Raw genomic sequence first — 24,009 nt, forward strand, 5'->3', positions numbered from 1 at the left:
CCTCCTCAGCCCGCAGGGGCCCGGTCGAGGTCGAGGCCCAGCACCCGCGCGCCGTGCTCCTCGCGGCCCTGGACCGTGCGCAGCTCGTCCTCGGCCGCCCCGGGGCGGTCGGGCAGGTGCAGCACGTGGATCCACAGCCGCGCGTGGGCGGGGTCGGCCTCGACGGTCAGCGTGCCCGGGGTGAGGCTCGTGGTGTTGGCCACGAGCGAGACGAGCGCGCGGTCGGTGGTGCGCAGCGGCACCTCGAGGACGGCCGGGCGCAGCTCGGTGCGCGGCTGCAGCACCCGCCGGGCCACGTCGAGGGTGGCGACGACGAGGTCGCGCAGGAACGCGAGCAGGTAGGTCAGCGCCGGCCAGGGCCGCACCCGGTACCGCCGCGCCGTCCCGCCGGGCAGCGGCACGAGGACGAGGACCGCGGCCGCGGCGGCCAGGCCGCCGAGCAGGTTCGCCCACGACAGGTCGCCCCACAGGGCGAACCAGACGAGGAGCAGCCAGGCGACGGTGGGCAGGTGGCGCACGGGTCAGCCCCCCAGGACCGCGGTGACGTACGGCGTCGCGGCCAGCAGGTCGGTCGCGGCGCGCTCGGAGAGGGCGTACAGCGGGCCGCCCAGGACGGGGATCGCGAGGCCCACGAGGACCACCGCGACCGTCGCACCGGTCATGGCCCGCGGCACGGCCCGCACGCCGACCGTGACGGCGTCGGACGGGTCGGCGTCGGCCACCGGGTCCGACGGCACGCCCCAGAAGGCCGAGCCCCAGATGACCGCCATCGCGTAGAGGGTCAGCAGGCTCACGAGCACGGCGATGCCGACGATCCACCACGAGCCCGCGGCGCTGCCGGCCTGCAGCAGCGCCAGCTTGGCGACGAAGCCGCTGAACGGCGGCACGCCGGCCAGCGACAGCGCGGGGAGCGCGAAGAGCACGCCCAGCAGGGCCGAGCGGTGCGCCAGCCCCGAGATGCGGTCGAGCTGGCCGGTGCCGGCCCGGCGCTCGACGAGCCCCTCCACGCAGAACAGCGTGGTCTGGATGACGATGTGGTGCACGACGTAGAGCACCGCCCCCGCCAGGCCCGCCACGGTGAACAGGCCCAGGCCCATCATGATGTAGCCGATGTGGCTCACGATCGTGAACGAGAGCACGCGCTTGACCTCGTTCTGGGCGATCGCGCCGAGGATGCCGACGAGCAGCGTCGCGCCGGCGACGGTGAGCACCACCGGGCCGATGACGTCGACGTCGTCCGGGAAGAGCAGCGTCTGCGTGCGGATGATCGCGTAGGCGCCCACCTTCGTGAGCAGACCGGCGAACACGGCGGTCACCGGCGCCGGGGCCACCGGGTACGAGTCGGGCAGCCAGAAGTAGAGCGGGAACAGCGCCGCCTTGACGCCGAACACCACGAGCAGCAGCAGCGCGAGCGCGAGGCGCACGCCGTCGGGCAGCTCGGCCACGGCGCCGCGCAGGTCGGCCATGTTGACGGTGCCCGTGGCGGCGTACACGAGGCCGACGGCGGTGACGAACAGCGCCGAGGCGAGCAGCGACACCACGATGTACGTCATCGCGCTGCGCACCGCCTCGGGCCCGGCCTGCAGCGTGATGAGGACGTACGACGCCGTGAGCATGACCTCGAAGGCGACGAACAGGTTGAACAGGTCGCCGGTCAGGAAGGCGAAGCAGACGCCCGCGGCGAGCACGAGGTACGTCGGGTGGAAGACGAACCGGACCCGCGCCGACCGCTCGTCGGCGGGGTCGGCGACGCCCTGGCCGACGGCGTAGGCCAGGACGACGAGCAGCACGACGACGGACACCACGACGAGCAGCGCGGCGAGCCGGTCCGCCACGAGCGTGATGCCGAAGGGCGCCGCCCAGCCGCCGGCCTGCACGGCGAGCGGACCGTCGGCGTCGACCCGCAGGAGCAGCAGCAGCGCGTCGGTGCCGACGACCGCGAGGACGCCGGCGGCCAGGGCGCGCTGCACGGGGGCGGCGCGCACGAGCAGCGCGACGGCGGCGCCGAGCAGCGGCAGCAGGACGGGCAGCGCGACGGCGACGCCGGGCGGCACCTGGCGCGCGAGGTCGAGGAGGGCGTCGGTCACCGCGGGACCTCCCGGGCGTCGGCGTCGGCAGGGGCGGCGGCGTCGGCACGGGCGTCGGCGACGGCGAGACGGGCGATGCGCGCGTCCTCCACGTCGTCCTGCACCGCGTCGTCCCGGTTGAGCCGGTAGCTGCGGTAGGCCAGGGCCAGCAGCAGCGCGGTCACCGCGAAGGAGATGACGATGGCGGTGAGCGCCATCGCCTGGGGGAGCGGGTCGGCGACGTCGGCGGGCAGGGAGCCGTCCTCGCGGACGAGGGGCGGTGCGCCGGCGCGCCCGCCCGCGACGAGCAGCAGAAGGTTCGCCCCGTGCGTCAGCAGGGTCAGCCCGATGAGCAGGCGGGTCAGCGCCCGCTGCAGCAGCAGGTACGTCCCCGTGGCGAACAGGACGCCGATGACCACGGCGAGCACGACGCTCGCGCCGGTCGGGGCCAGGTCCACCTCGGGCGGCGGCTCGACCGCAAGGACGGCGGGGTGCAGGGCCACGCCGGCCAGGTCGAACGGGCTCGTGCCGACGGCGCTCACACGGCCTCCCCGGGGTCGTCGTCCTCGGCCAGGGGGGCGAGCGAGGTCCCCTCCTGTGCGCCGAGCGTGGACAGGACGGCGAGCACCATGCCGACGACGACGAGGTACACCCCGGTGTCGAAGGCCAGCGCGGACGCCAGCGGGACCTCGCCCAGGACCGGGACGACCGGGTGGGCGTACCCGCTCTCGAGCAGCTGCCCGCCGCCGAGCAGCGGCGCCGCCGCGGTGACCGCGGCGACGAGCAGCCCGGCGCCGAGCACGAGGCCCGGCCGTGGCGCCCCCGGCACGGGGCGGCCCGGGCGGGCGTCCTCGCCGGCGAGGTAGCGCAGCAGGAACGCCGTGCCGGCCACGAGGCCCGCGATGAAGCCGCCGCCGGGCGCGTTGTGCCCGCGCACGAGGAAGAACAGCGAGGTCAGCAGGACCGCGTGGAAGACCGCCCGGACCGCGGTCTGGACGATGGGGGACCGGTGGTCGAAGGCCCTCACCCGGACACCTCCTCGCGGTCGCTGCGCCCGCGCTGGCGCGAGGCCCCGCGCAGGGTGAGGACGAGGCTGGAGAGCCCGAGGGCGGCGACGAGCACCACCGTCGCCTCACCGAGGGTGTCGAGCCCGCGGAAGTCCACGAGGATGACGTTGACGACGTTGGAGCCGCCGGCCTCCGGCGCCGAGCGCGCCAGGAACTCCTCGGAGACGCTGGGCCGGGACCGGGCGCTCGTCGTCGCGAGCGTCAGCGCGGTCACCGAGGCGCCCACCACGAGGGCCGCGCCGCCGCGCAGCAGCCGGGTCCGCCCGACCGTCGGTCCGAAGCGGCGGGGGAGCAGGCGCAGGACGAGCAGGAAGATCACCAGGCTCAGGGTCTCGACGAGGAACTGGGTCAGGGCGAGGTCGGGGCCGCCGTGCAGCACGTAGAGGATCGCCACGCCGTAGCCGGTCGCCCCGAGGAACAGCACGGCGGACAGGCGCGCCGAGGAGCGCGCGGCGGCCAGCGCGGCGAGCACCACGAGCAGGCCCACCGCCGCCTGGGGCCAGCCGTCGGCCCAGCGCGCCGCCTCCAGGTCCGCGCCGCGCAGCAGCGCCACCCCCGGCGCGACGGCCGCGCAGAGCGACACGACGGCGAGGTAGAACGGCAGCGAGCCGCGCTGGGTGCGGCCCGTGACCTCGTCCGCGCCCTGCTCGAGCGCGCGCACCGACGCGTCGTAGCCCAGGTCGGCGTCGAGGGCCCGCGGCAGGCGGTCGCCGACGGCGCGCAGGGCGCGGGCGTACGACCCCCGGGCCAGGGCGAGGGCGGCGCCGAGCGCCAGGGTGAGCAGCGACAGCAGGAGGTACGGCGTCACGCCGTGCCAGAGCGCGAGGTGCGGCCCCTCGCCCTCGTACGGCGCGGCGACCGCCCCCGCGAGCCCGTCGAGCAGCGACGGCACGAGCCCCAGCGCGAGGCTCACGACCGAGAGCAGCACGACCGGGGCGACGAGGCCGGGGCCCGGCGGGTGCACGTGGGCGGGGTCGACGCGCTGCGCGCCCGCCGGGGTGCCGTCCGGGTCGTGCGGGGGCAGCGGCTCCGCGCGGTCGGCGAAGGCGCCCCAGACGTAGCGCAGCGCGTAGGCGAGGGTGAGGACGCTGCCGAGGACGAGGCCGGCGAGCGCCGCGGCGGCGAGCGGCCCCTCCTCGGCGAGGAGCGCGGCGTACACCTCCTCCTTGGCGATGAAGCCCAGGAAGAGCGGCACGCCGCCCATCGAGAGCGCGCCGACCGCCGCCGCGACCGCGAGGACCGGCATGCGCCGCCCGAGGCCGTGCAGCAGGCGCAGGTCGCGGGTGTGCGCGGCGTGGTCGACCGCGCCGACGCTGAGGAACAGCGCGGCCTTGGCGAAGCCGTGCGCGAGGAGCAGCACGCCCGCCGCGACGGCCGCCTCGTGGGTCCCCCAGGACGCCACGGCGACGAGGAAGCCGAGCTGGCTCACCGTGGAGAAGGCGAGGAGGCGCTTCAGGTCGTGCTGGCGCAGCGCGCGCCAGCCCCCCAGCACCATCGTCGCCACGCCGAGGGTCACGAGCAGCGGGCGCCACCAGGGCAGCTCGGCGAAGCCGGGCGCCAGGCGGGCCACGAGGTAGACGCCGGCCTTCACCATCGCCGCGGCGTGCAGGTACGCGCTCACCGGCGTCGGCGCGGCCATGGCCGCCGGCAGCCACGGGTGGAACGGCACCTGCGCGGACTTCGTCACGGCGCCGAGCAGGACCAGCAGGAGCGCCGCGGTGACGAGCCCGCCGCCGGGCGGGTCCGCGACGATGCCGGAGAGGCTCGTCGTCCCCGCCTGCTGCGCGAGCACGATGAGCCCGACGAGCATGGCCAGGCCGCCGAGCGTCGTGACGAGCAGCGCCTGCGTCGCCGCGCGGCGCGCAGCCGCGTCCTCGTCGCTCAGCCCCACGAGCAGGTACGACGTGACGGTCGTGAGCTCCCAGAAGACGTACAGCAGCACGACGTCGTCGGCGACGACGAGCCCGAGCATCGCCCCGGCGAAGGCGGTCAGCGTCGTGACGAAGCGCACCAGCGCGCCGTCGCGCTCCGCGTACGCGGCGCAGTAGGCGAAGATCACCGTGCCTACGCCGCTGACGAGCACGAGCAGCAGCAGCGACAGCGCGTCCAGGCGCAGGGCGACGGACAGGTCGAGCCCCGGCACCCACGGGACGTCCTGCACCCAGGGCCGCCCGTCGAGGACGTCGGGCGCGGCCGCGGCGGCGAGCACCGCGCCGGACAGGGGCGCCAGCGCCGCCACCCAGAACGCGCGGGGGCCCAGCCGCGGGGCGAGCGCCCCGGCGAGCGCGGCGAGGCCCGCGTGCAGGGCCAGGACGAGCAGCAAGCGGGTCCTCCTCGGTCGGTCGGCGGTGGGCATGCGCCACCGCGTCGCCGACCAGGCTTCCCGGCACTCCGGGTCCGACCCTACCGGCTACTTGTCGATGTCCCCGACCACGAAGAACAGCGAACCGAGGATCGCGACCATGTCGGCGACGAGGTTGCCCGGCAGGACCTCGGCCAACGCCTGGACGTTCCCGAAGCTCGCGGTGCGCATCTTCAGCCGCCACGGCGTCTTCTCGCCGCGCGAGACGAGCCAGTAGCCGTTCACGCCGAGCGGGTTCTCCGTCGGCACGTAGAGGTGGCCCTCGGGGGCCTTGAGGACCTTCGGCAGGCGCAGCTGCACCGGGCCCGGCGCGGCGGCGGCGAGCCGGTCGACCGCCGCCTCGGCGAGGTCGAGCGAGACGTGCACCTGCTCCAGCAGGCACTCGAAGCGGGCGAGGCAGTCGCCCTCGGCGCGGGTGACGACCCGGCCGGGCCCGCCGGGGGCGAAGAGCTCGCCGTAGGAGAGGTACGGCTCGTCGCGGCGCAGGTCGACGTCGACGCCCGACGCCCGCGCGACCGGGCCGCTGACGCCGTACTGGTGGACCTGCTCGGGGGTGATGACGCCGACGCCGCGGGTGCGCGCGCGGAAGATCGCGTTGCCCAGGACGAGGTCGTCGAGCTCGTGCATCCGCGAGCGGACCCCGCGCACCGCCTCGAGCGCGCGCCCGGTCCAGCCGGCCGGCAGGTCGTCGCGGAGCCCGCCGACCCGGTTGAACATGTAGTGGATGCGCCCCCCGGACACCTCCTCCATGACGCCCTGCAGGACCTCGCGCTCGCGGAAGGCGTAGAAGATCGGGGTGATCGCGCCGATCTCCAGCGGGTAGGCGCCGAGGAACATGAGGTGGTTCAGCACCCGGTTGAGCTCGGCGAGCGCCACCCGCGCCCACACCGCCCGCTCGGGGACCTCCATGCCCAGCATCCGCTCGACCGCCAGCACGACGCCGAGCTCGTTCGAGAACGCCGACAGCCAGTCGTGGCGGTTCGCCAGCACGAGGATCTGCCGGTAGTCGCGGACCTCGAAGAGCTTCTCGGCCCCCCGGTGCATGTAGCCGATCACCGGCTCGGCGCTCACGATGCGCTCGCCGTCCAGGACCAGGCGCAGCCGCAGGACCCCGTGGGTGGACGGGTGCTGGGGGCCGATGTTGAGCACCATCTCCGCGGTCTCGAGCGTGCCCGACCCGAGGGCGACCGTCCGCTGCTCGCTCACGCGGGCGATCCTCGCAGAGCGCGCGTGGGCGCGCGCCGCGCCGGGCAGGGAGGAGGGGCAGCAGCCCCCCACGGACGGAGGAGCCCGTGCCCCGCAGCGTCCCCTCGACCGTCGTGCGCCGCACCTGGCGGCCCGCCGGCGACCACCCGCGCGGGCGCACCGTCCGCCGCGGCCTCGCCGCCGGCGCGCTCGGCACCGCCGTCCTCGACCTCGTCACCTGGAGCGACGTCGCGCTGCGCGGCCGCCCGACGAGCGAGGTGCCCGGGCGGACCGTCGAGACGCTGCTCGACGCCGTCGGGGTCTCGCTGGGCTCCACGGGCGCCGAGCGCGACGCGCGGCGCGGCGCGGCCGGTGCCGCGGGCGGCTGGGCCGCCGGGCTCGGCGTCGCGGTCGCGGCGAGCGCCGCGCGCCGGGCCGGGCTCCGGCTGCCGGCGCCGGTCGCGGCGGTGGTGACCGGCGCCGCCGCCATGGCCGCGGCCGACGTCCCGGCCGCCGCGCTCGGGGTGACCGACCCGCGCTCCTGGTCCGCGACCGACTGGGTGGCCGACGCGGTGCCCCACCTCGCGTACGGGGTCGCCGTCACCTCCGCCCTGCGCTCGGCCGAGCGCGAGGACGCCGCCGAGCGCGGTACGACGGACCGGCGCGCCCCGGGGTCGGGCCTCGTCCTGCGCTCGCTGCTCCTCGGCGTGGCGGCGGGCGGGCGCAGCACGCTCGGCGTCGCCGCCCCGCTGCTCCTCACGCCCCGCCGGGTGGGCGGCCGGGGGCACGGCCCGCTCGGCGGCGCCCTCGCGCTGCTCGCGCTGGCCGGCGAGCTCACCGCCGACAAGCTGCCCGGCACCCCGAGCCGGCTCATGGGCCCGGCGCTCGCCGGGCGGGTGGGCGCCGGGGCGCTCGGCGGGGTGCTGCTCGCCCGCCGCGAGGGTGCCGTCGCGGTGCTGCCGGCCCTCGCCGGGGCGGCCGGCGCGCTCGCCGGGTCGTACGCCGGCGCCAGCTGGCGCGAGGCCGCCGCGCGCCGCGTCCCCGACCTGCAGGCGGCGCTGGCCGAGGACGCGGCGGCGCTGGGCCTCGCCGCGCTGGCCGCCGGTCCCGGCCGCCGGGGGCGCTGAGCGCCGCCGGCTGGCCTAGCCTCGGGCGGGTGGACGAGCTGTTCGAGCCCGGCGGGGGCGAGTGGACCGGCGTCTCCGAGCGCCTCGCCGCGCTGGAGCGCCTCGTGGACGCGCTCTGGGTCCTCGGGGTCGGCGCGGTGGTCGGCGTCGTGCTCGTCCTCACCGACCAGCGCGCGTGGCTCCCCGCCGTGGGCGCCGTCGCCGCCGTCCTGCTGGCCTGGGGCTGGTGGTACGCCGGGCGCAGCCGCCGGGCCTGGGGCTACACCGAGCGCGAGCAGGACCTGCTCGTGCGCCGGGGCGTCGCGTGGCGCTCGCTGGTCGTCGTGCCCTACGGGCGCATGCAGTTCGTCGACGTCACCCGCGGACCGCTCGAGCGCGCCTTCGGCATCGCCACGGTGCAGCTGCACACCGCCGCGGCGGCCACCGACGCGCGCATCCCCGGCCTGCTGCCCGAGGAGGCGTCGCGCCTGCGCGACCGGCTCGCGCACCTCGGCGAGACCCGCACGGCCGGCCTGTGACGGACGCGGCGGGGGCAGCGGGGGGAGGGGACGGCGGGGACCCCGGGGCGCCGTACCGCGGGCCGGGCGCCGTCGTGCTCGGCCGGCTCCACCCGCTCACCCCGGTGCTGCGCGGCTGGCGCTTCGTCGTCGCCGCGCTCGCGGTGCTCGTGCCCCAGAACGCCGACCTGCTCGGCGGCGGGCAGCGGGGCCTGCTCCGGCTCGGGACCGGCGTCGCGGTGCTGCTCCTCGTCGGCGGCGTCGCCGGGGTGCTCGCGTGGCGGTTCACCCGGTACGGCATCGACGGCGGCGACCTGCGCGTCGACTCCGGGGTGCTCTTCCGGCGCTCGCGCCGCGTGCGGCTCGACCGGCTGCAGGCGGTCGACGTCGTGCAGCCGCTGCTGGCCAGGCTGCTCGGCATGGCCGAGCTGCGGCTCGAGGTGGCGGGCGGGTCGAGCACCGAGGCGCCCCTCGCGTACCTCTCCCTCGACGACGCCCACCGCCTGCGCAACGAGCTGCTCGCCCGCGCCGCCGGCATCGAGGAGGACGCGCCCGAGGCGCCCGAGCGGCTGCTGCACGAGGTCCCCGGCGGGCGCCTGCTCGCCTCCTCGCTGCTCACCACCCCGGTGGTCGTCGGCGTCGTGCTCGTGCCGGTGGCCCTCGGCGTCGCCGCGGTCGTCGAGGGCGTGGGGTCGCTGCTGTTCCTCGCCCCCGCGCTGCTGTCCATCGCGCAGCCGCTCCTGCAGCAGTTCCTCGCGAACTTCGGCTTCACCCTCGCCGAGTCGCCCGACGGGCTGCGCCTGCGCCGCGGCCTGCTCGAGAAGCGCGCGCAGACCGTGCCCCCCGGGCGCATCCAGGCGGTGCGGGTCGTCGAGCCGTGGCTGTGGCGCCGGTTCACCGACTGGGTGCGGCTCGACGTCGACATCGCGGGGTACGGCGCCGGCCAGCAGGCCTCGTCCGCGCAGCTGCTGCCCGTCGCCCCGCGCCACGAGGTGCTCGCCCTGCTCGAGCGGGTGCTGCCGGGCGCCTCGCTGCCCGCGGTGCGGCTCGAGGGCGTCCCGCGCCGCGCGGCCTGGCTGGCGCCCCTGACCCGCCGGGTGCTCGGGGCGGGGTACGACGACCGCTACTTCGTCGCCCGCCGCGGCCTGCTCGAGCGCGAGACCGACGTCATGCCGCACGAGCGCGCCCAGAGCGTGCGGGTCACGCAGGGCCCGCTGCAGCGCCGCCTCGGCCTCGCCTCGCTCACCCTGGACACCACCCCCGGCCCCGTCACGGTCCGCGCCGAGCACCGCGACGCCCGCGAGGCCGTCGCCCTCGCCCTGCACGAGGCCGAGCTCGCCCGCCGCGCCCGCGCCGCCGCCCCGCCCGAGCGCTGGATGGCCGCCCACCCCGCCGCCCCCGTCGTCCCCCCGGCCCTCCCGGACCCGCCGGGGGACGGGCCGGGCGCGGGGCCGTCGGGTGCGGGGCAGCCGCGCGCCCCGTACCCGCCCCCTGCCTAGCCGCCGCACCCCGGCCGCGATCATGCAGCTCCCTGGCCGCGACCATGCAGCCCGCCGGCCGCGATCATGCAGCCCCAGGCCGGGGTCGTGCAGCGGCCCGGCGCCGACGACGCAGGTCCACGGCGCGCGCTGCGTCAGCCGGCGAGCCAGGTCCGCAGCCGGTCGGCCAGCTCGACGGCGGCCGCGGGCGGGTCTCCGCGCAGCAGCGGCGCGGAGAACGTCCCGCGCCGGGTGCGCAGCCGTACGCGCAGCCGCGGCTCCTCCTCGGGCCCCAGGCCGGGTCCCGGCTCGCCGCCCGGCTCGAGGTCGACCTCCAGCACGTCCACGGGGTCGACGAGTCCGGTGAGCGCGGCGTCGACGACCCGCCAGCGGACCTCCGGCACGGGGTCGGGGTCGGCGTCGGGCACGACCTCGTGCGCCAGGAGCCACGTGGCGCGGGACACCGCTTCCTCGCGCCCCGACGGCAGCTCGGCGCCGAGCTCGGCGAGCGCGCCGGGCAGCCGTCGTCGCAGGCGGGTACGCGCCTCGGCGCGGGTCAGCGCCGCCAGGGCCGCGACCGCCTCGCCGTCCCAGCCGGCGAGCAGCGCCTCCACCGCGGCGTCCACGACCTGCGGCGCGCGACGCTGGTCGAGCACCCACAGCGCCGCGAGCAGCACGACCCGGTCGCGCGCGGCGGCGCGGCGGGTCGGCGACGGCTCGGGCACGCACCCGATCCTGCCGCACCGCCGAGAGCCGCATGATCGCGGCCGGAGGGCTGCATGATCAGCGCCGGGGAGGCGCATGATCGGCGCCGGGGAGGCGCGTGGTCGCGGCCGGGGAGCCGCATGATCGGCGGCGGGGGCGTGGCAGGGTCGCGGCGTGAGCGACCTCGACGCCCTGCGCACGCCCTGCCCGCTGCTCGACGTCGACGTCCTCGACGCCAACCTGCGCCGCGCGGCCGACCTCGCCGCGCGCCTCGGCGTGGTGCTGCGCCCGCACGCCAAGACGCACAAGTGCGTGCAGGTCGCGCGGCGCCAGCTCGCGGCCGGCGCCGTGGGCCTCACGGTCGCGACGACCGCGGAGGCGGAGGCCTTCGCCGCGGGCGGCGCGACGGACCTCTTCGTCGCGTACCCGCTGTGGGTCGACGCGGACCGGGGCCGGCGCCTGCGCGCCCTCGCCGAGCGGACGGCGCTGCGCGTCGGCGTCGACTCGGCCGAGGGCGCCGCGGCGCTGGCGCGCCACGCGGGCGGTGCGGCCGAGGTGCTCGTCGAGGTCGACAGCGGGCACCACCGCACGGGCGTACGGCCCGAGGAGGCCGGCGCCGTCGCCACGGCGGCGGCCCGCGCCGGGCTCCGGGTGCGCGGCGTGTTCACGTTCCCGGGGCACGCGTACGGCCCGGGCCTGGCGTCGCCCGTCGCCGGTCAGGAGGCCGCGGCGCTCGCCGCGGCGGCGGCGGCCGTGCGCGCGGCGGGTCACGAGGTCGACGTGGTGAGCGGCGGCTCGACCCCGACGCTCGGGTCGACGCAGGGGGGACCGGCGACGGAGCTGCGCCCGGGGGTGTACGCGCTCAACGACGCCCAGCAGCTCGAGCTGGGCACCTGCGGGGCCGGCGACCTCGCGCTGACCGTGCTCGCGATGGTGGTGAGCCGGCGCCCGGGCACCGTGGTCCTCGACGCCGGCAGCAAGGTCCTCGGCGCCGACCGGCCGGCCTGGACCACCGGCTGGGGGCGCCTGCCCGCGGTGCCGGGCGCGCGGGTGACCGCCCTGTCCGAGCACCACGCGACCGTCGCCCTGCCGGAGGGCGCCGCGGTGCCCGCCCTCGGCGCGCGGCTGCGGGTGGCGCCGAACCACGTCTGCACCGCGGTGAACCTCGCGGACGAGCTCGTCGCGGTGCGCGGGGACGCGGTCGTGGACCGCTGGCGGGTCGACGCCCGGGGTGCGAACACCTGACCTCCGCCACCCGCGCACGATCGCCGCAGGGGGTGGGGGGTCAGCGGGCCTGCTCGAGCCAGCCGAAGCCGCCGAGGCCGGCGGGGTCGGTGAGCTCGGCCGCCTCGGAGGCGGCGGCGAGGGCGCGGACGTACGCGAGGGGGTCGGTGCGGGCGAGCCCCGGTTCGGGCCGGTCCCCGCGCACGCCGAGCCCCCGCAGCGCCTCGCGCTGGGTCACGCGCCGCAGCGTCCGCGCCCCGGCCGCCTCGCCGGCGGCGGCGACGGCGTCGAGGGCGACGTGCGCGGTGACGTCGCAGCTGCCGTCCGGCACGGGCGGCACCTGGCGCCCGCCGCGCCAGCCGGCGAGGGTGCCGCGGGGGAGCGCGGCGCGCTCCGCCGGCCCGTGGGCGTAGTCGACCGCGACGGCGACCGAGCCGTCGAGCCTGCGGACGAGGTCCGCCCAGGCCTCGTCGCGGGTGCGGCCGACCTCCGCGCGCCCGCCGTCGGGCCCGGGCGGCCACCAGCGCGCGAGCCACGCGGCGTCCGCCCCGCCGACCGGCCCCGCGAGCTCCTCCGTGCCGTCCTCGCCGACGAGCACGAGGTGCCAGCGCCCGCCGCGGGCCTCGACGACCTCGCACGGGACGTCGTCGAGCCACTCGTTGGCGACGACGAGGACCCCGGCGAGCCGCTCGGGCAGCGCGTCCGACCAGGCGCCGGGCACGCCGGCCGGCCGGGGGACGACGTCCACGCCGAGCAGGTGGAGCCCGGGGTCCGCGGCCGCGAGCACGCGCAGCAGCTCCCCGCGGCCGGCTCCGACGTCGACGACGCCGCGCAGGCCGTGCGCGCGGGCGAGCCCGGCGAGGGCCCGCCCGAAGAGCGGGGAGGCGTGCACGGAGGTGCGGAAGTGCGCGGCCGGGCCCTCGGGGGAGCGGTAGAAGCCGCCCGGGCCGTACAGCGCGCGGGCGGTCGCCTCCCGCCAGCCGGTGCGCCGCACCGGGGCGACGCTAGTCCCGCGCGTCAGTCCCGCGCGTCGGTGGCCGTCGGGGACCCGCCCGCCTGGACCTCCGCGTCGACCCGCTCCGGGTCGTCGACGCCGAACGAGGGCGTGCCGGTGTAGTGGTCCGGCCGGTCCGGGTCGCGCGGGCCGTCCTCCTGCTCCGGCTGGTAGCCCGGCGTCGTCGCGCCCACCGGCTGCTGGGCCCGGCGGAGGTCCTCGGGGGTCTGCTCGCTCACGCGCCCCCGCCTACCCCCGCGGCGCGGTCCCCACCCCCGGGCGCGAGGTGCGGGCGGCGGCCCCGCCGCCCCGGTCGTACGCTGACCGCCGGTCGCCCGCCTCCCGCGGGCGCGGTCGCGGAGCTCGGGGGCGGACGGTGGACACGACGCAGCGGCCCGGCCGCCTCGCCGTCGGCGTCGTCGGCGCGGGCCGGGTCGGCACGGCCCTCGGGGCGGCCCTGACCACGGCCGGGCACCGGGTGGTCGCGGCGAGCGGGGTGTCCGACGCCTCGCGCCGGCGGGCCGAGCGGCTGCTGCCGGACGTGCCGCTGCTCCCGGTCGACGAGGTCGTCGCCGCGGCCGAGCTGGTGCTGCTGGCCGTGCCGGAGGAGGCGCTGCCCGGGCTCGTCGCGGGCCTCGCCGCGACCGGGGCGGTGCGCCGCGGCCAGCTCGTCGCGCACACCAGCGGGCGCTACGGCGCCGCCGTCCTCGACCCGGCGACCGCCGCGGGCGCGCTGCCCCTCGCCCTGCACCCCGTCATGGCCTTCACGGGCACGCCGACCGACGTCGCGCGCCTGGCCGGCTGCTCGTTCGGCATCACCGCGCCCGAGCCGCTGCGCCCCGTCGCCGAGGCGCTCGTCGTGGAGATGGGCGGCGAGCCGCAGTGGGTCGAGGAGGAGCAGCGCCCGCTCTACCACGCCGCCCTGTCGCACGGCGCCGACCACCTGGTGGCCCTCGTCGCCGAGAGCATGGACCTGCTGCGCCGCTCCGGCGTCACCGAGCCGGGTCGCATGCTCGGCCCGCTCCTCGGCGCCGCGCTCGACGGCGCGCTGCGCTCGGGCGACGCCGCGCTCGGCGGCCCGGCCGCCCGCGGCGACGCCGGCACGGTGGCCGCGCACGTCGAGCGGCTGGCCCGCGTCTCGCCGCAGAGCGTCGCCTCGTACGCCGCCATGGCGCGCCTCACCGCGGTCCGGGCGCTGGGCGCGGGCCGCCTGCGCCCCGGCGACGCGGAGGCCCTGCTCGACGTGCTCGCCGGCGGGGGCCGGGCGTGAGCGGTGCGCTCCCGGGGCGCCTGCGCGCCCCGGACGCGGGCTGGCGCGCGGCGTACGACGTCGTCGTGGTCGGCTCCGGGATCGCCGGCCTGACGGCGGCGCTGCGGGCCCGCGCGGCGGGGCTGACCGTCGCGCTGGTGACCAAGACCTACCTCGACGCGGGCTCGACGCGGTGGGCGCAGGGCGGGATCGCCGCGGCGCTCGACCCCGAGGACAGCCCCGAGGAGCACCTGCGCGACACGCTCGTGGCCGGCGTCGGGGTCTGCGACGAGGCGGCCGTGCGCGCGCTCGTGACCGAGGGCCCGGGCCGGGTGCGCGACCTCGTGGCGCTGGGGGCCCGCTTCGACCGGGCGCCCGGCGGCGGCATCGCCCTGACCCGCGAGGGCGGGCACCACCGCGACCGCATCGCCCACGCCGGGGGCGACGCCACCGGGCTGGAGATCGAGCGCGCGCTCATCGCGGCCGTGCGGCGCGACCCGGGCGTGGAGGTCATGGAGCACGCGCTCGTGCTCGACCTGCTCCTCGACGCGGCCGGGCGGGTCTGCGGGACGACGCTGCACGTCATCGGCGAGGGCCGCCGCGACGGGGTCGGCGCGATCCTCGCCCGCGCCGTGGTGCTCTCCACCGGGGGCCTCGGCCAGGTGTACGCCTCCACCACCAACCCGTCGGTCTCGACCGGCGACGGGGTCGCCGTCGCCCTGCGCGCCGGCGCCGCCGTCGCCGACCTGGAGTTCGTGCAGTTCCACCCGACGGTCCTGTGGCTGGGCGGGACGTCCCGCGGCCAGCAGCCGCTGGTGTCCGAGGCCGTACGGGGGGAGGGCGCCGTCCTGCTCGACCCCGCCGGCCGCCGGCTCATGGCGGGCGTGCACCCGCTCGAGGACCTCGCGCCGCGCGACGTGGTCGCGAAGGCGATCGTGCGGGCGATGCGCGAGCACGGCACCGACCACGTCTGGCTCGACGGGCGGGCGTTCGGCGAGGACACCTGGCGCAAGCGCTTCCCGACGATCCTCGCGTCCTGCCGCGAGCACGGGGTCGACCCGGTGCACGACCTCGTCCCGGTGTCGCCCGCCTGCCACTACGCGAGCGGCGGGGTGCGCACCGACCTGCGGGGCCGCACCGACGTGCCGGGGCTGTGGGCCTGCGGCGAGGTGGCGTGCACGGGCGTGCACGGGGCGAACCGGCTCGCGTCCAACAGCCTGCTCGAGGGCCTCGTGTTCGCGCACCGCATCGGCGACGACCTCGCCGCCGGCCTGCCGCCGCAGGGCGAGCCGGTCGAGGACCGGCGCCCGTCCGGGCTGGTCCAGCCGGGTGCACGGGCAGCGCTGCAGCAGGCGATGACCGCCGGGGCGGGCGTGCTGCGCTCGGCGGAGGGCCTGGCCCGGGCCCGTACCGCCCTCGACGCCCTCGCGCTCCTGCCGGCCGCCGGGCCCTGCACCGAGGCGTGGGAGGCGACCAACCTCCTCACGGTGTCGACCGCCCTCGTCTCCGCCGCCGCGCAGCGCGAGGAGACCCGTGGCGCGCACTGGCGCGAGGACCACCCCGCCCGCGACGACGAGCGGTGGGCGGGGCACCTCGTGACCCGCCTCGTCGACGGCGAGGCCGTCACCGCCTTCGCACCGGCCCCCGTCACCGACGGGCCCGGCCTCACCGGCTCCACGCACCGCCCCGGGGGACCCGCATGACCGACGCCCGCACGCTCCTCGCGACCGCCGGGCTGGACCCGGACCGGGTCCTCGACCTGGTGCGGCGCGCGGTGGAGGAGGACCTCGACGGTGGTGTCGACGTGACGAGCACCGCGACGGTGCCGGAGGACCTGCGGGCCCACGGGGAGTTCACGGCGCGCGCGGCGGGCGTCGTCGCCGGCGTCCCGGTGGCGGCGGCGGTCCTCGAGCACGTCGCGGGCGGCGCGCTGGCGCTGGAGGTGCGGCGGCCCGACGGCGCGCGGGTCGGCCCGGGCGACGTCGTCCTCGTGGCCGACGGCCCGGCCCGCGCCCTGCTCACCGCCGAGCGCACGGCGCTCAACCTGCTCGGCCGGCTCAGCGGCGTCGCGACCCTGACCCGCGCCTGGGTCGACGCGGTGGAGGGCACTGGCGCCACTGTCCGCGACACCCGCAAGACCACGCCGGGGCTGCGCGCCCTGGAGAAGTACGCCGTGCGCTGCGGCGGCGGCACCAACCACCGGATGTCGCTGTCCGACGCGGCGATGGTCAAGGACAACCACGTCGTGGCCGCCGGCGGCGTCGCGCGCGCCTTCCGCCTCGTGCGCGAGGCCTTCCCCGACGTGCCGGTCGAGGTCGAGGCGGACACCGTGCAGGACGCGGTCGCTGCGGTCGAGGCGGGCGCGGACCTCGTGCTGCTGGACAACATGCCGGTGCCTGAGCTGCGTCGCGCCGTCGCCGCGGTGGCGGGGCGCGCGCGCCTGGAGGCCAGCGGCGGGCTCACCCTCGCGACCGCGCGCGAGGTGGCCGCGACGGGCGTGGACCACCTCGCGGTGGGGGCGCTGACGCACTCGGCGCCGGTTCTCGACATCGGCCTCGACCTGCGCGAGGGTTCCTGACGATGCTGCTGACGATCGACGTGGGCAACACCCACACGGTGCTCGGGCTGTTCGAGGGCGAGGAGGTCGTCGAGCACTGGCGGGTGGCCACCGACGCGCGGCGCACCGCCGACGAGCTCGCGGTCGTGCTGCGCAGCCTCCTCGCGCAGTACCCCGCCCGCGGCGGCGCCGACGTCTCGGGCATCAGCCTGTGCTCCACGGTCCCGGCCGTCCTGCACGAGCTGCGCACGATGTGCCGGCGCTACTACGGCGACGTCCCGGCGGTCGTCGTCGAGCCGGGCCTGCCGGTGGGGGTGCCGGTCCTCACCGACAACCCGTACGAGGTCGGCACCGACCGCGTGGTCAACGCGCTCGCCGCGGTCGAGCTGTACGGCGGCCCGGCCCTCGTCGTCGACTTCGGCACGGCGACGACCTTCGACGCGGTGTCGGCCCGGGGGGAGTACCTCGGCGGGGCGATCGCGCCGGGCATCGAGGTGTCGGTCGAGGCGCTCGGCCTGCGGGGCGCGCAGCTGCGCACGGTCGAGATCGCGCGGCCCCGCTCGGTCATCGGCAAGAACACCGTCGAGGCGCTGCAGTCCGGCATCCTCTACGGCTTCGCCGGGCAGGTCGACGGGGTCGTGTCGCGGATGGTGGCCGAGCTCGCCGCCGACCCGGCCGACGTCACGGTCGTCGCGACGGGCGGGCTCGCGCCGCTGGTCGTCGAGGAGGTCTCGGTCTTCGACGTGCACGACCCGTGGCTCACGCTGCGGGGCCTGCGCCTGGTCTTCGAGCGCAGCGCGGCCGGCGGGGGGTCCGCCGCGCTCCCGTAGCCTGCTCCGCGTGAGCGACGCGCAGCCCCGCCCCGGCACGGACGACCCGCACGACGACCTCCCGGAGCAGGTCCGGGTCCGCCGGGACAAGCTCGAGCGGCTGCGCGCCGAGGGCGTCGACCCCTACCCGCTGGGCTACCCGCGCACGACGACCGTCGCCGACCTGCGCGCCGCGCACCCCGACCTCGCGCCCGACACCGCCACCGGCGGGGTCGCCGGCGTCACGGGGCGCGTCGTGCTCAACCGCATCGGCGGCAAGCTCTGCTTCGCCACCCTGCGCGACGGCACCGGGGACCTGCAGGTGATGCTCAGCCTCGACCGGCTCGGGGAGGAGCGGCTGGCGGCCTGGAAGCGCGACGTCGACCTCGGCGACCAGGTCGGCGTGACCGGCGAGGTCGTCACCTCGCGCCGCGGCGAGCTTTCGGTCATGGCCGACTCCTTCGCCATCACCGCGAAGTGCCTGCGCCCCCTGCCGGAGAAGTCCAAGGGGCTGCGCGACCCGGAGGCGCGCGTGCGCCAGCGCTACGTCGACCTCATCGTCCGGCCCGAGGCGCGCTCGATGCTGCACGCGCGCTCGGCGGCGGTGCGCAGCGTCCGGGAGTCGCTGCAGCGGCGGGGCTTCGTCGAGGTCGAGACGCCGATGCTGCAGGCGGTGCACGGCGGCGCCAACGCGCGCCCGTTCCGGACCCACATCAACGCCTACGACATGGACCTCTACCTGCGCATCGCGCCGGAGCTCTACCTCAAGCGGCTGCTCGTCGGCGGGGTGGAGAAGGTCTTCGAGATCAACCGGAACTTCCGCAACGAGGGCGCGGACTCGACGCACAACCCCGAGTTCACGATGCTCGAGATGTACGAGTCCTACGGCGACTACGACACGATGCGCCGCCTGACCCAGGAGCTCGTGCAGGAGGCGTGCGTCGCGGTGCACGGCGACACGGTGGTGCGCCACACCGCGGAGGACGGGACGACGACCGAGCTCGACATCGGCGGGGACTGGCCCGTCGTCGGGGTCGACGAGGGCCTGTCGCGGGCCCTGGGCGAGGAGGTCGGCCCGGGCACCCCGGTCGAGGAGCTGCGCCGGCACGCCGAGCGACTCGGGATCGGGCTCGACCCGGGCTGGGGGCGCGGGCAGGTCGTGCTCGAGCTCTACGAGCACCTGCTCGAGGACACCACCCGCGAGCCGACGTTCTACCGCGACTTCCCGACCGAGGTGTCGCCGCTCACCCGGCAGCACCGCAGCGAGCCGCGCCTGGCCGAGCGGTGGGACCTCGTCGCCTTCGGCACCGAGATCGGCACGGCGTACTCCGAGCTCACCGACCCGGTCGAGCAGCGCGCCCGGCTCACCGCGCAGTCGCTGCTGGCCGCCGGCGGCGACCCCGAGGCGATGCAGCTCGACGAGGACTTCCTGCGCGCCCTGGAGTACGGCATGCCGCCGGCCGGCGGGCAGGGCATGGGCATCGACCGGCTGCTCATGCTCCTCACCGGCCGGAACATCCGCGACACCGTCCTGTTCCCCCTGGTGCGCCCGGAATGACCGGCGCCATTCGTGACGAGGAGATGACCTGACGTGTGGGAAGCCGTCGAGGCGCTCATTCCGACGGTGGTGCTCACCGCCATCTTCATCGCCATCGCCGTGACCGCCTTCCGGGCCACCGACGGGAACCGCCGGAAGGGCCGGCGCGACGACGAGGACCGTTAGCGCCGCAACCGCCTTCGCGCTTTTCCCGTGAATGCGTTACCTTCCTGCGTGCAACGGGGCACCGCATTTCCACGACGCACAGGGACGGGAAGGTCACCCATGGCGCAGAAGGTGCAGGTCATCCTCGAGGACGACCTGGACGGCGGCGACGCCGACGAGACCGTGAGCTTCGCGCTCGACGGGGTCTCGTACGAGATCGACCTGTCGACCGCCAACGCCGAGAAGCTGCGCGAGGCCCTCTCGCTCTACGTCGGCTCGGCCCGGCGCATCGGCGGGCGCACCGGCGGCGGGGCGCGCCAGCGGCGCTCCTCCTCCGGCGGCGGCGCTCCCTCCTCGGGCGGCGGCGCCGCCCGCTCCGGCGACACCGCGGCCATCCGCGAGTGGGCGCGCGAGAACGGCCACGAGGTCAGCGAGCGCGGGCGCATCCCGAGCGCGGTGCGCGAGGCGTACGAGGCGGCCCACGCGGGCTGAGCCCGCCGCGAGCCCCGGCCGTCCCCACCACCGACGGCCCCGACGGGCCCGTCCCCCTGACGGGGGCGGGTCCGTCGACGTACCGTGACCAGATCGTGACGCGAGCGCCGCCTGCGGGCCGCCGCGCCGGGGACCCGCAGCGCAGGGGCCCGTAGGGGGCCGGCGGCGGCCCCCGGGGGCCGGCGCGGGGCCGGCGGGGGGAGGCCGCGCGCCGTCCCGCCCGGACCGGGTTCGCCCAGGGCGTACGGTCCCGGCCCCGATCTGCCGAGGGACGTGGAACAAGGGGGGAGGAGGATCCGGTTCCACCAGGTGCCACCTCGTGCCAGGTGCCCCGCCGGGGCGCGGGAGGTGGGTCCCAGGAGGCCCGGCCCGTCCGGCCGCCGACGTGAGACGGCCCCGCCAGCGGGGCTAGCATGCGGAAGGACCGGGGGAGACGCCCGTCCCCCCTGCCCGACCGCTCTGTGAGGAGCGAAGCTGATGTTCGAGAGGTTCACCGACCGCGCCCGCCGCGTTGTCGTCCTGGCCCAGGAGGAGGCCAGGATGCTCAACCACAACTACATCGGGACCGAGCACATCCTGCTCGGCCTCATCCACGAGGGCGAGGGCGTCGCCGCGAAGGCGCTCGAGAGCCTCGGCATCTCCCTGGAGGCGGTCCGCTCCCAGGTCGAGGAGATCATCGGCCAGGGCCAGCAGGCGCCCAGCGGCCACATCCCCTTCACCCCGCGCGCCAAGAAGGTCCTCGAGCTCTCCCTGCGCGAGGCCCTGCAGCTCGGGCACAACTACATCGGGACCGAGCACATCCTGCTCGGGCTCATCCGCGAGGGCGAGGGCGTCGCGGCCCAGGTCCTCGTCAAGCTCGGCGCCGACCTCAACCGGGTGCGCCAGCAGGTCATCCAGCTGCTCTCCGGCTACCAGGGCAAGGAGACGGCGACCGCCGGCGGCCCCGCCGAGGGCACGCCGTCGACCTCCCTCGTCCTCGACCAGTTCGGGCGCAACCTCACGCAGGCCGCCCGCGAGGGCAAGCTCGACCCGGTCATCGGGCGCGAGAAGGAGATCGAGCGGGTCATGCAGGTGCTGTCCCGCCGCACCAAGAACAACCCGGTCCTCATCGGCGAGCCCGGCGTCGGCAAGACCGCCGTCGTCGAGGGCCTGTCGCAGGCCATCGTCAAGGGCGAGGTGCCCGAGACCCTCAAGGACAAGCAGCTCTACACGCTCGACCTCGGCGCGCTCGTCGCCGGCAGCCGCTACCGCGGCGACTTCGAGGAGCGGCTGAAGAAGGTCCTCAAGGAGATCCGCACCCGCGGCGACATCATCCTGTTCATCGACGAGCTCCACACGCTCGTCGGCGCGGGCGCCGCCGAGGGCGCGATCGACGCCGCCTCGATCCTCAAGCCGATGCTCGCCCGCGGCGAGCTGCAGACCATCGGCGCGACGACGCTCGACGAGTACCGCAAGCACCTGGAGAAGGACGCCGCGCTCGAGCGCCGCTTCCAGCCGATCCAGGTCCAGGAGCCCTCGCTGGCGCACACCATCGAGATCCTCAAGGGCCTGCGCGACCGCTACGAGGCGCACCACCGCGTCTCGATCACGGACTCCGCGCTGGTGCAGGCGGCCACCCTCGCCGACCGCTACATCAGCGACCGGTTCCTGCCGGACAAGGCGATCGACCTCATCGACGAGGCCGGCTCGCGCATGCGCATCCGCCGCATGACCGCGCCGCCGGACCTGCGCGAGTTCGACGAGCGCATCGCCGGCGTCCGCCGCGAGAAGGAGTCGGCCATCGACTCCCAGGACTTCGAGAAGGCCGCGTCGCTGCGCGACCGCGAGAAGACCCTGCTCGCGGAGAAGGCGCAGCGCGAGAAGGAGTGGAAGGCCGGCGACATGGACGTCGTGGCCGAGGTCGACGACGAGCTCATCGCCGAGGTCCTCGCCACCGCCACCGGCATCCCGGTCTTCAAGCTGACCGAGGAGGAGTCGCAGCGCCTGCTCAAGATGGAGGGCGAGCTCCACAAGCGGGTCATCGGCCAGGAGCAGGCCATCACGGCGCTGTCCCAGGCGATCCGGCGCACCCGCGCCGGGCTGAAGGACCCCAAGCGCCCCGGCGGCTCGTTCATCTTCGCCGGCCCCTCCGGCGTCGGGAAGACCGAGCTGTCCAAGACGCTGGCGGAGTTCCTCTTCGGCGACGAGGACGCGCTCATCGCGCTCGACATGTCGGAGTTCAGCGAGAAGCACACCGTCTCGCGGCTCTTCGGCTCGCCCCCCGGCTACGTCGGCTACGAGGAGGGCGGCCAGCTCACCGAGAAGGTGCGCCGCAAGCCGTTCTCCGTGGTCCTCTTCGACGAGGTCGAGAAGGCCCACCCGGACATCTTCAACTCGCTGCTGCAGATCCTCGAGGACGGTCGCCTGACCGACTCCCAGGGCCGCGTCGTCGACTTCAAGAACACCGTCATCATCATGACGACGAACCTCGGCACCCGGGACATCTCCAAGGGCTTCAACCTCGGCTTCGCCGCGGCGGACGACACGAAGACCGGCTACGAGCGGATGAAGGCCAAGGTCCAGGACGAGCTCAAGCAGCACTTCCGGCCCGAGTTCCTCAACCGCATCGACGACATCGTGGTCTTCCACCAGCTCACGCCGGCGGAGATCATCCGGATCGTCGACCTCATGACCGCGTCGCTGGACAAGCGCCTGCGCGACAAGGACATGGGGATGGAGCTCACGACGGCGGCCAAGGAGCTGCTGGCGAAGAAGGGCTACGACCCCGTGCTGGGCGCCCGGCCGCTGCGCCGGACCATTCAGCGCGAGATCGAGGACACGCTCTCCGAGCGCATCCTCTTCGGCGAGCTGAAGCCGGGCGAGATCGTCCTGGTCGACGCCGAGGGCGAGGGCGACGAGGCGAAGTTCACCTTCACCGGCCAGTTCCGCTCCCAGCTCCCCGACGCCCCCCCGGTGGAGACCGCCGCAGGCGGGCAGGAGTGAGCTAGCACCACCCGCACGACCCGTCAGGGCCCGGCCGCACGCGCGGCCGGGCCCTGCGGCGTCCGTGGGGCGGCCGCGGTCCCGCGTTGACCACCTGGGGCACCCGTACGGGTGCCTCGCGAGGCCTGCACGCCTCGTGGGGCACCCGTACGCCTTGTCCGGCGGCCTGGGGGTGCCCCTCAGCGGGCGCGCCTGGGGGTGCCCCTCGAGCGCGCGCCTCGGGGTGCCCCTCAGGTGGTACGGGCGGTGGCAGGGTGGGCGCGTGACGGGCGACGACGGCGGCGGGGACGCGCACGGGGGCCTGCAGGACGACGGGCGGGGCGACCTGCTGGCGTACCTGCGCGACGGGCGCGCGGCGCTGGTGTGGAAGCTCGAGGGGCTCGCGGAGCTCGACGTGCGCCGGCCGCTGACCCCGACGGGCACGAACCTGCTGGGCCTGGTCAAGCACCTCGCGCACGTCGAGGCGGGGTACCTCGGCGGTGCGCTCGGGCGCCCGTTCCCGGACCTGCCCTGGCCGCCGCGGGCCGACGACGCCGACCTGTGGGCGCGGGCGGACGAGCCGCGCGAGGCGGTGCTCGACCTCTACCGGCGGGCGCAGGAGCACGCGGAGGCGACGGTCGCGGCGCTGCCGCCGGGCGCGGTGGGCGAGGTGCCGTGGTGGCCGCCGGGTCGGCGCCGGGCGACGGTGCACCACCTGCTCGTGCGCGTGCTCACCGACACCCAGCGCCACGCGGGGCAGGCCGACGTGCTCCGCGAGGGGCTCGACGGCGCGGCGGGGCTGCTGCCCGGCACGTCGAGCCTGGCCGAGGAGGACCCGGGGCGGCGGGCGGCGTACCGGGACCGGCTGGAGGCCGTCGCCCGCGACGCCGCGCGCCGAGCGGGCGGGCGGGTCTGAGCGGAGCCCGTCAACCGGTGGCGTGCTCCTCGCGGCGGAGCCGGTAGAGCACGTGCGGGCGCAGCGGGTGCCCCACGGGAAGCCCGGGGTGCTCGAAGTCGTCGCCCGGGTCGCGGTGCATGCCGAGGCGCTCCATCACCGCCCGCGAGCGGGTGTTCGCCGGGACGGTCATCGACACCACCTCCTCGAGGCCCAGCGCGCCGAAGCCGTGGGCGAGCGCGGCCCGGGCGCCCTCGGTCGCGTAGCCGCGGCCCCAGTGCTCGCGGGCCAGGCGCCAGCCGACCTCGACGGCGGGTGCGGGGGGCTCGTCGAAGGGCAGCGGCTTGAGCCCCACGAAGCCGATGCAGCCGGCGACCCCGGGCACCTCGACGGCCCAGAGGCCGTACCCGAGCCGGCGGCGCTGCGCCTCGAGCCGGTCGAGCAGGGCGTCGCTGGCGGCGCGGTCGAGCGCGCCGGGGAGGTGCCGCACGACCTCCGCGTCGGCGTTGAGCGCGGCGAACGGGGCCCGGTCCTCCTCGCGCCAGGGTCGCAGGAGAAGCCGGGCGGTCCGCAGCGCGTCGTCCACGTGCCGTGATGCTGCCAGCGGCGCACCGGGGCGTGCCAGCCGACGGGCCCGGC

The 24,009-nt window shown here is 77.0% G+C and carries 23 protein-coding genes; 13 read left to right on the forward strand and 10 right to left on the reverse strand.

What is annotated here, in order from left to right:
* Nucleotides 1-5: 5 nt before the first annotated feature.
* The 6 genes from D5H78_RS10815 to D5H78_RS10835 form a co-directional block, all read right to left on the reverse strand.
* Entirely contained in the window at nucleotides 6-518 is a 513-nt protein-coding gene (locus D5H78_RS10815) for a Na+/H+ antiporter subunit E (protein WP_119950470.1), read from the reverse strand.
* A gap of 3 nt (nucleotides 519-521) precedes the next feature.
* A complete protein-coding gene (locus D5H78_RS10820) occupies nucleotides 522-2,087 on the reverse strand; it encodes a Na+/H+ antiporter subunit D (RefSeq protein WP_218566490.1) in 1,566 nt (521 codons plus the stop codon).
* Nucleotides 2,084-2,608 carry a Na(+)/H(+) antiporter subunit C gene (locus D5H78_RS10825; RefSeq protein WP_218566491.1) on the reverse strand — a complete coding sequence of 175 codons (525 nt, stop codon included), beginning with the start codon at nucleotides 2,606-2,608 and terminating at the stop codon, nucleotides 2,084-2,086. The genes D5H78_RS10820 and D5H78_RS10825 overlap by 4 nt, the downstream gene beginning before the upstream one ends.
* Nucleotides 2,605-3,093: an MnhB domain-containing protein gene (locus D5H78_RS19770; RefSeq protein WP_218566492.1), complete on the reverse strand. Its 489-nt coding sequence runs from the start codon at nucleotides 3,091-3,093 to the stop codon at nucleotides 2,605-2,607. The genes D5H78_RS10825 and D5H78_RS19770 overlap by 4 nt, the downstream gene beginning before the upstream one ends.
* Nucleotides 3,090-5,456 carry a hydrogen gas-evolving membrane-bound hydrogenase subunit E gene (mbhE, locus tag D5H78_RS10830; RefSeq protein WP_218566493.1) on the reverse strand — a complete coding sequence of 789 codons (2,367 nt, stop codon included), beginning with the start codon at nucleotides 5,454-5,456 and terminating at the stop codon, nucleotides 3,090-3,092. Before mbhE ends, D5H78_RS19770 begins: the two co-directional genes overlap by 4 nt.
* A gap of 87 nt (nucleotides 5,457-5,543) precedes the next feature.
* Nucleotides 5,544-6,647, reverse strand: a complete 1,104-nt coding sequence (locus D5H78_RS10835) for an NADH-quinone oxidoreductase subunit D (protein ID WP_342782453.1) — start codon at nucleotides 6,645-6,647, stop codon at nucleotides 5,544-5,546.
* Nucleotides 6,648-6,787: 140 nt separating this feature from the next.
* On the opposite strand from D5H78_RS10835, the gene D5H78_RS20050 reads away from it, so the two are divergent.
* From D5H78_RS20050 to D5H78_RS10850, 3 genes are read left to right on the forward strand one after another with little or no spacing between them, the layout of a single operon-like run.
* Nucleotides 6,788-7,807: a hypothetical protein gene (locus D5H78_RS20050; protein WP_245941644.1), complete on the forward strand. Its 1,020-nt coding sequence runs from the start codon at nucleotides 6,788-6,790 to the stop codon at nucleotides 7,805-7,807.
* Nucleotides 7,808-7,836: 29 nt separating this feature from the next.
* A complete protein-coding gene (locus D5H78_RS20055) occupies nucleotides 7,837-8,325 on the forward strand; it encodes a PH domain-containing protein (protein ID WP_119950472.1) in 489 nt (162 codons plus the stop codon).
* Complete coding sequence (locus D5H78_RS10850) at nucleotides 8,322-9,803, forward strand: PH domain-containing protein (protein WP_218566495.1); 1,482 nt, start codon at nucleotides 8,322-8,324, stop codon at nucleotides 9,801-9,803. The genes D5H78_RS20055 and D5H78_RS10850 overlap by 4 nt, the downstream gene beginning before the upstream one ends.
* 134 nt (nucleotides 9,804-9,937) lie before the next feature.
* On the opposite strand, the gene D5H78_RS10855 is transcribed toward D5H78_RS10850, so the two are convergent.
* Entirely contained in the window at nucleotides 9,938-10,507 is a 570-nt protein-coding gene (locus tag D5H78_RS10855; RefSeq protein WP_119950473.1) for a hypothetical protein, read from the reverse strand.
* Nucleotides 10,508-10,661: 154 nt separating this feature from the next.
* Here D5H78_RS10855 and D5H78_RS10860 point away from each other — a divergent pair, with 154 nt between their 5' ends.
* Entirely contained in the window at nucleotides 10,662-11,732 is a 1,071-nt protein-coding gene (locus D5H78_RS10860) for an alanine racemase (protein WP_119950474.1), read from the forward strand.
* 40 nt (nucleotides 11,733-11,772) lie between these two features.
* On the opposite strand, the gene D5H78_RS10865 is transcribed toward D5H78_RS10860, so the two are convergent.
* Together D5H78_RS10865 and D5H78_RS10870 are read right to left on the reverse strand one after the other, a co-directional pair.
* Nucleotides 11,773-12,705 carry an SAM-dependent methyltransferase gene (locus D5H78_RS10865; protein ID WP_218566496.1) on the reverse strand — a complete coding sequence of 311 codons (933 nt, stop codon included), beginning with the start codon at nucleotides 12,703-12,705 and terminating at the stop codon, nucleotides 11,773-11,775.
* Between the two features lie 23 nt (nucleotides 12,706-12,728).
* Nucleotides 12,729-12,944, reverse strand: a complete 216-nt coding sequence (locus D5H78_RS10870) for a hypothetical protein (protein WP_119950476.1) — start codon at nucleotides 12,942-12,944, stop codon at nucleotides 12,729-12,731.
* Between the two features lie 137 nt (nucleotides 12,945-13,081).
* On the opposite strand from D5H78_RS10870, the gene D5H78_RS10875 reads away from it, so the two are divergent.
* From D5H78_RS10875 to D5H78_RS10905, 9 genes are all read left to right on the forward strand, one after another.
* Complete coding sequence (locus D5H78_RS10875) at nucleotides 13,082-13,975, forward strand: Rossmann-like and DUF2520 domain-containing protein (protein WP_119950477.1); 894 nt, start codon at nucleotides 13,082-13,084, stop codon at nucleotides 13,973-13,975.
* A complete protein-coding gene (locus D5H78_RS10880) occupies nucleotides 13,972-15,657 on the forward strand; it encodes an L-aspartate oxidase (protein WP_165865703.1) in 1,686 nt (561 codons plus the stop codon). The genes D5H78_RS10875 and D5H78_RS10880 overlap by 4 nt, the downstream gene beginning before the upstream one ends.
* Complete coding sequence (nadC, locus tag D5H78_RS19330; RefSeq protein WP_165865704.1) at nucleotides 15,654-16,532, forward strand: carboxylating nicotinate-nucleotide diphosphorylase; 879 nt, start codon at nucleotides 15,654-15,656, stop codon at nucleotides 16,530-16,532. Before D5H78_RS10880 ends, nadC begins: the two co-directional genes overlap by 4 nt.
* Before the next feature lie 2 nt (nucleotides 16,533-16,534).
* The gene (locus D5H78_RS10885) at nucleotides 16,535-17,341 is read left to right on the forward strand and encodes a type III pantothenate kinase (protein WP_119950478.1); all 807 of its coding nucleotides are present in this window, start codon (nucleotides 16,535-16,537) and stop codon (nucleotides 17,339-17,341) included.
* Nucleotides 17,342-17,351: 10 nt separating this feature from the next.
* Entirely contained in the window at nucleotides 17,352-18,878 is a 1,527-nt protein-coding gene (lysX, locus tag D5H78_RS10890) for a bifunctional lysylphosphatidylglycerol synthetase/lysine--tRNA ligase LysX (protein ID WP_119950479.1), read from the forward strand.
* Between the two features lie 33 nt (nucleotides 18,879-18,911).
* Nucleotides 18,912-19,043, forward strand: a complete 132-nt coding sequence (locus tag D5H78_RS20295) for a hypothetical protein (protein WP_281268687.1) — start codon at nucleotides 18,912-18,914, stop codon at nucleotides 19,041-19,043.
* Nucleotides 19,044-19,142: 99 nt separating this feature from the next.
* Entirely contained in the window at nucleotides 19,143-19,514 is a 372-nt protein-coding gene (locus D5H78_RS10895; protein WP_119950480.1) for a histone-like nucleoid-structuring protein Lsr2, read from the forward strand.
* Nucleotides 19,515-19,991: 477 nt separating this feature from the next.
* Entirely contained in the window at nucleotides 19,992-22,496 is a 2,505-nt protein-coding gene (locus D5H78_RS10900; protein ID WP_119950481.1) for an ATP-dependent Clp protease ATP-binding subunit, read from the forward strand.
* 262 nt (nucleotides 22,497-22,758) lie between these two features.
* Complete coding sequence (locus tag D5H78_RS10905; RefSeq protein ID WP_218566497.1) at nucleotides 22,759-23,391, forward strand: DinB family protein; 633 nt, start codon at nucleotides 22,759-22,761, stop codon at nucleotides 23,389-23,391.
* Between the two features lie 10 nt (nucleotides 23,392-23,401).
* Here D5H78_RS10905 and D5H78_RS10910 read toward each other — a convergent pair whose 3' ends face one another.
* Entirely contained in the window at nucleotides 23,402-23,956 is a 555-nt protein-coding gene (locus tag D5H78_RS10910; protein ID WP_218566498.1) for a GNAT family N-acetyltransferase, read from the reverse strand.
* Nucleotides 23,957-24,009: the final 53 nt, after the last annotated feature.

Origin of the sequence: Vallicoccus soli, assembly GCF_003594885.1 — a bacterium.
Lineage (GTDB): Bacteria > Actinomycetota > Actinomycetes > Motilibacterales > Motilibacteraceae > Vallicoccus > Vallicoccus soli.

What these genes read in the sequence shown, in the direction of transcription:
- D5H78_RS10835 (WP_342782453.1), bottom strand. Translation starts at nt 6,647, where the DNA reads ATGGTGCTCAACATCGGCCCCCAGCACCCGTCCACCCACGGGGTCCTG.
- D5H78_RS10895 (WP_119950480.1), top strand. Translation starts at nt 19,143, where the DNA reads ATGGCGCAGAAGGTGCAGGTCATCCTCGAGGACGACCTGGACGGCGGC.
- D5H78_RS10885 (WP_119950478.1), top strand. Translation starts at nt 16,535, where the DNA reads ATGCTGCTGACGATCGACGTGGGCAACACCCACACGGTGCTCGGGCTG.
- nadC (WP_165865704.1), top strand. Translation starts at nt 15,654, where the DNA reads ATGACCGACGCCCGCACGCTCCTCGCGACCGCCGGGCTGGACCCGGAC.
- D5H78_RS10900 (WP_119950481.1), top strand. Translation starts at nt 19,992, where the DNA reads ATGTTCGAGAGGTTCACCGACCGCGCCCGCCGCGTTGTCGTCCTGGCC.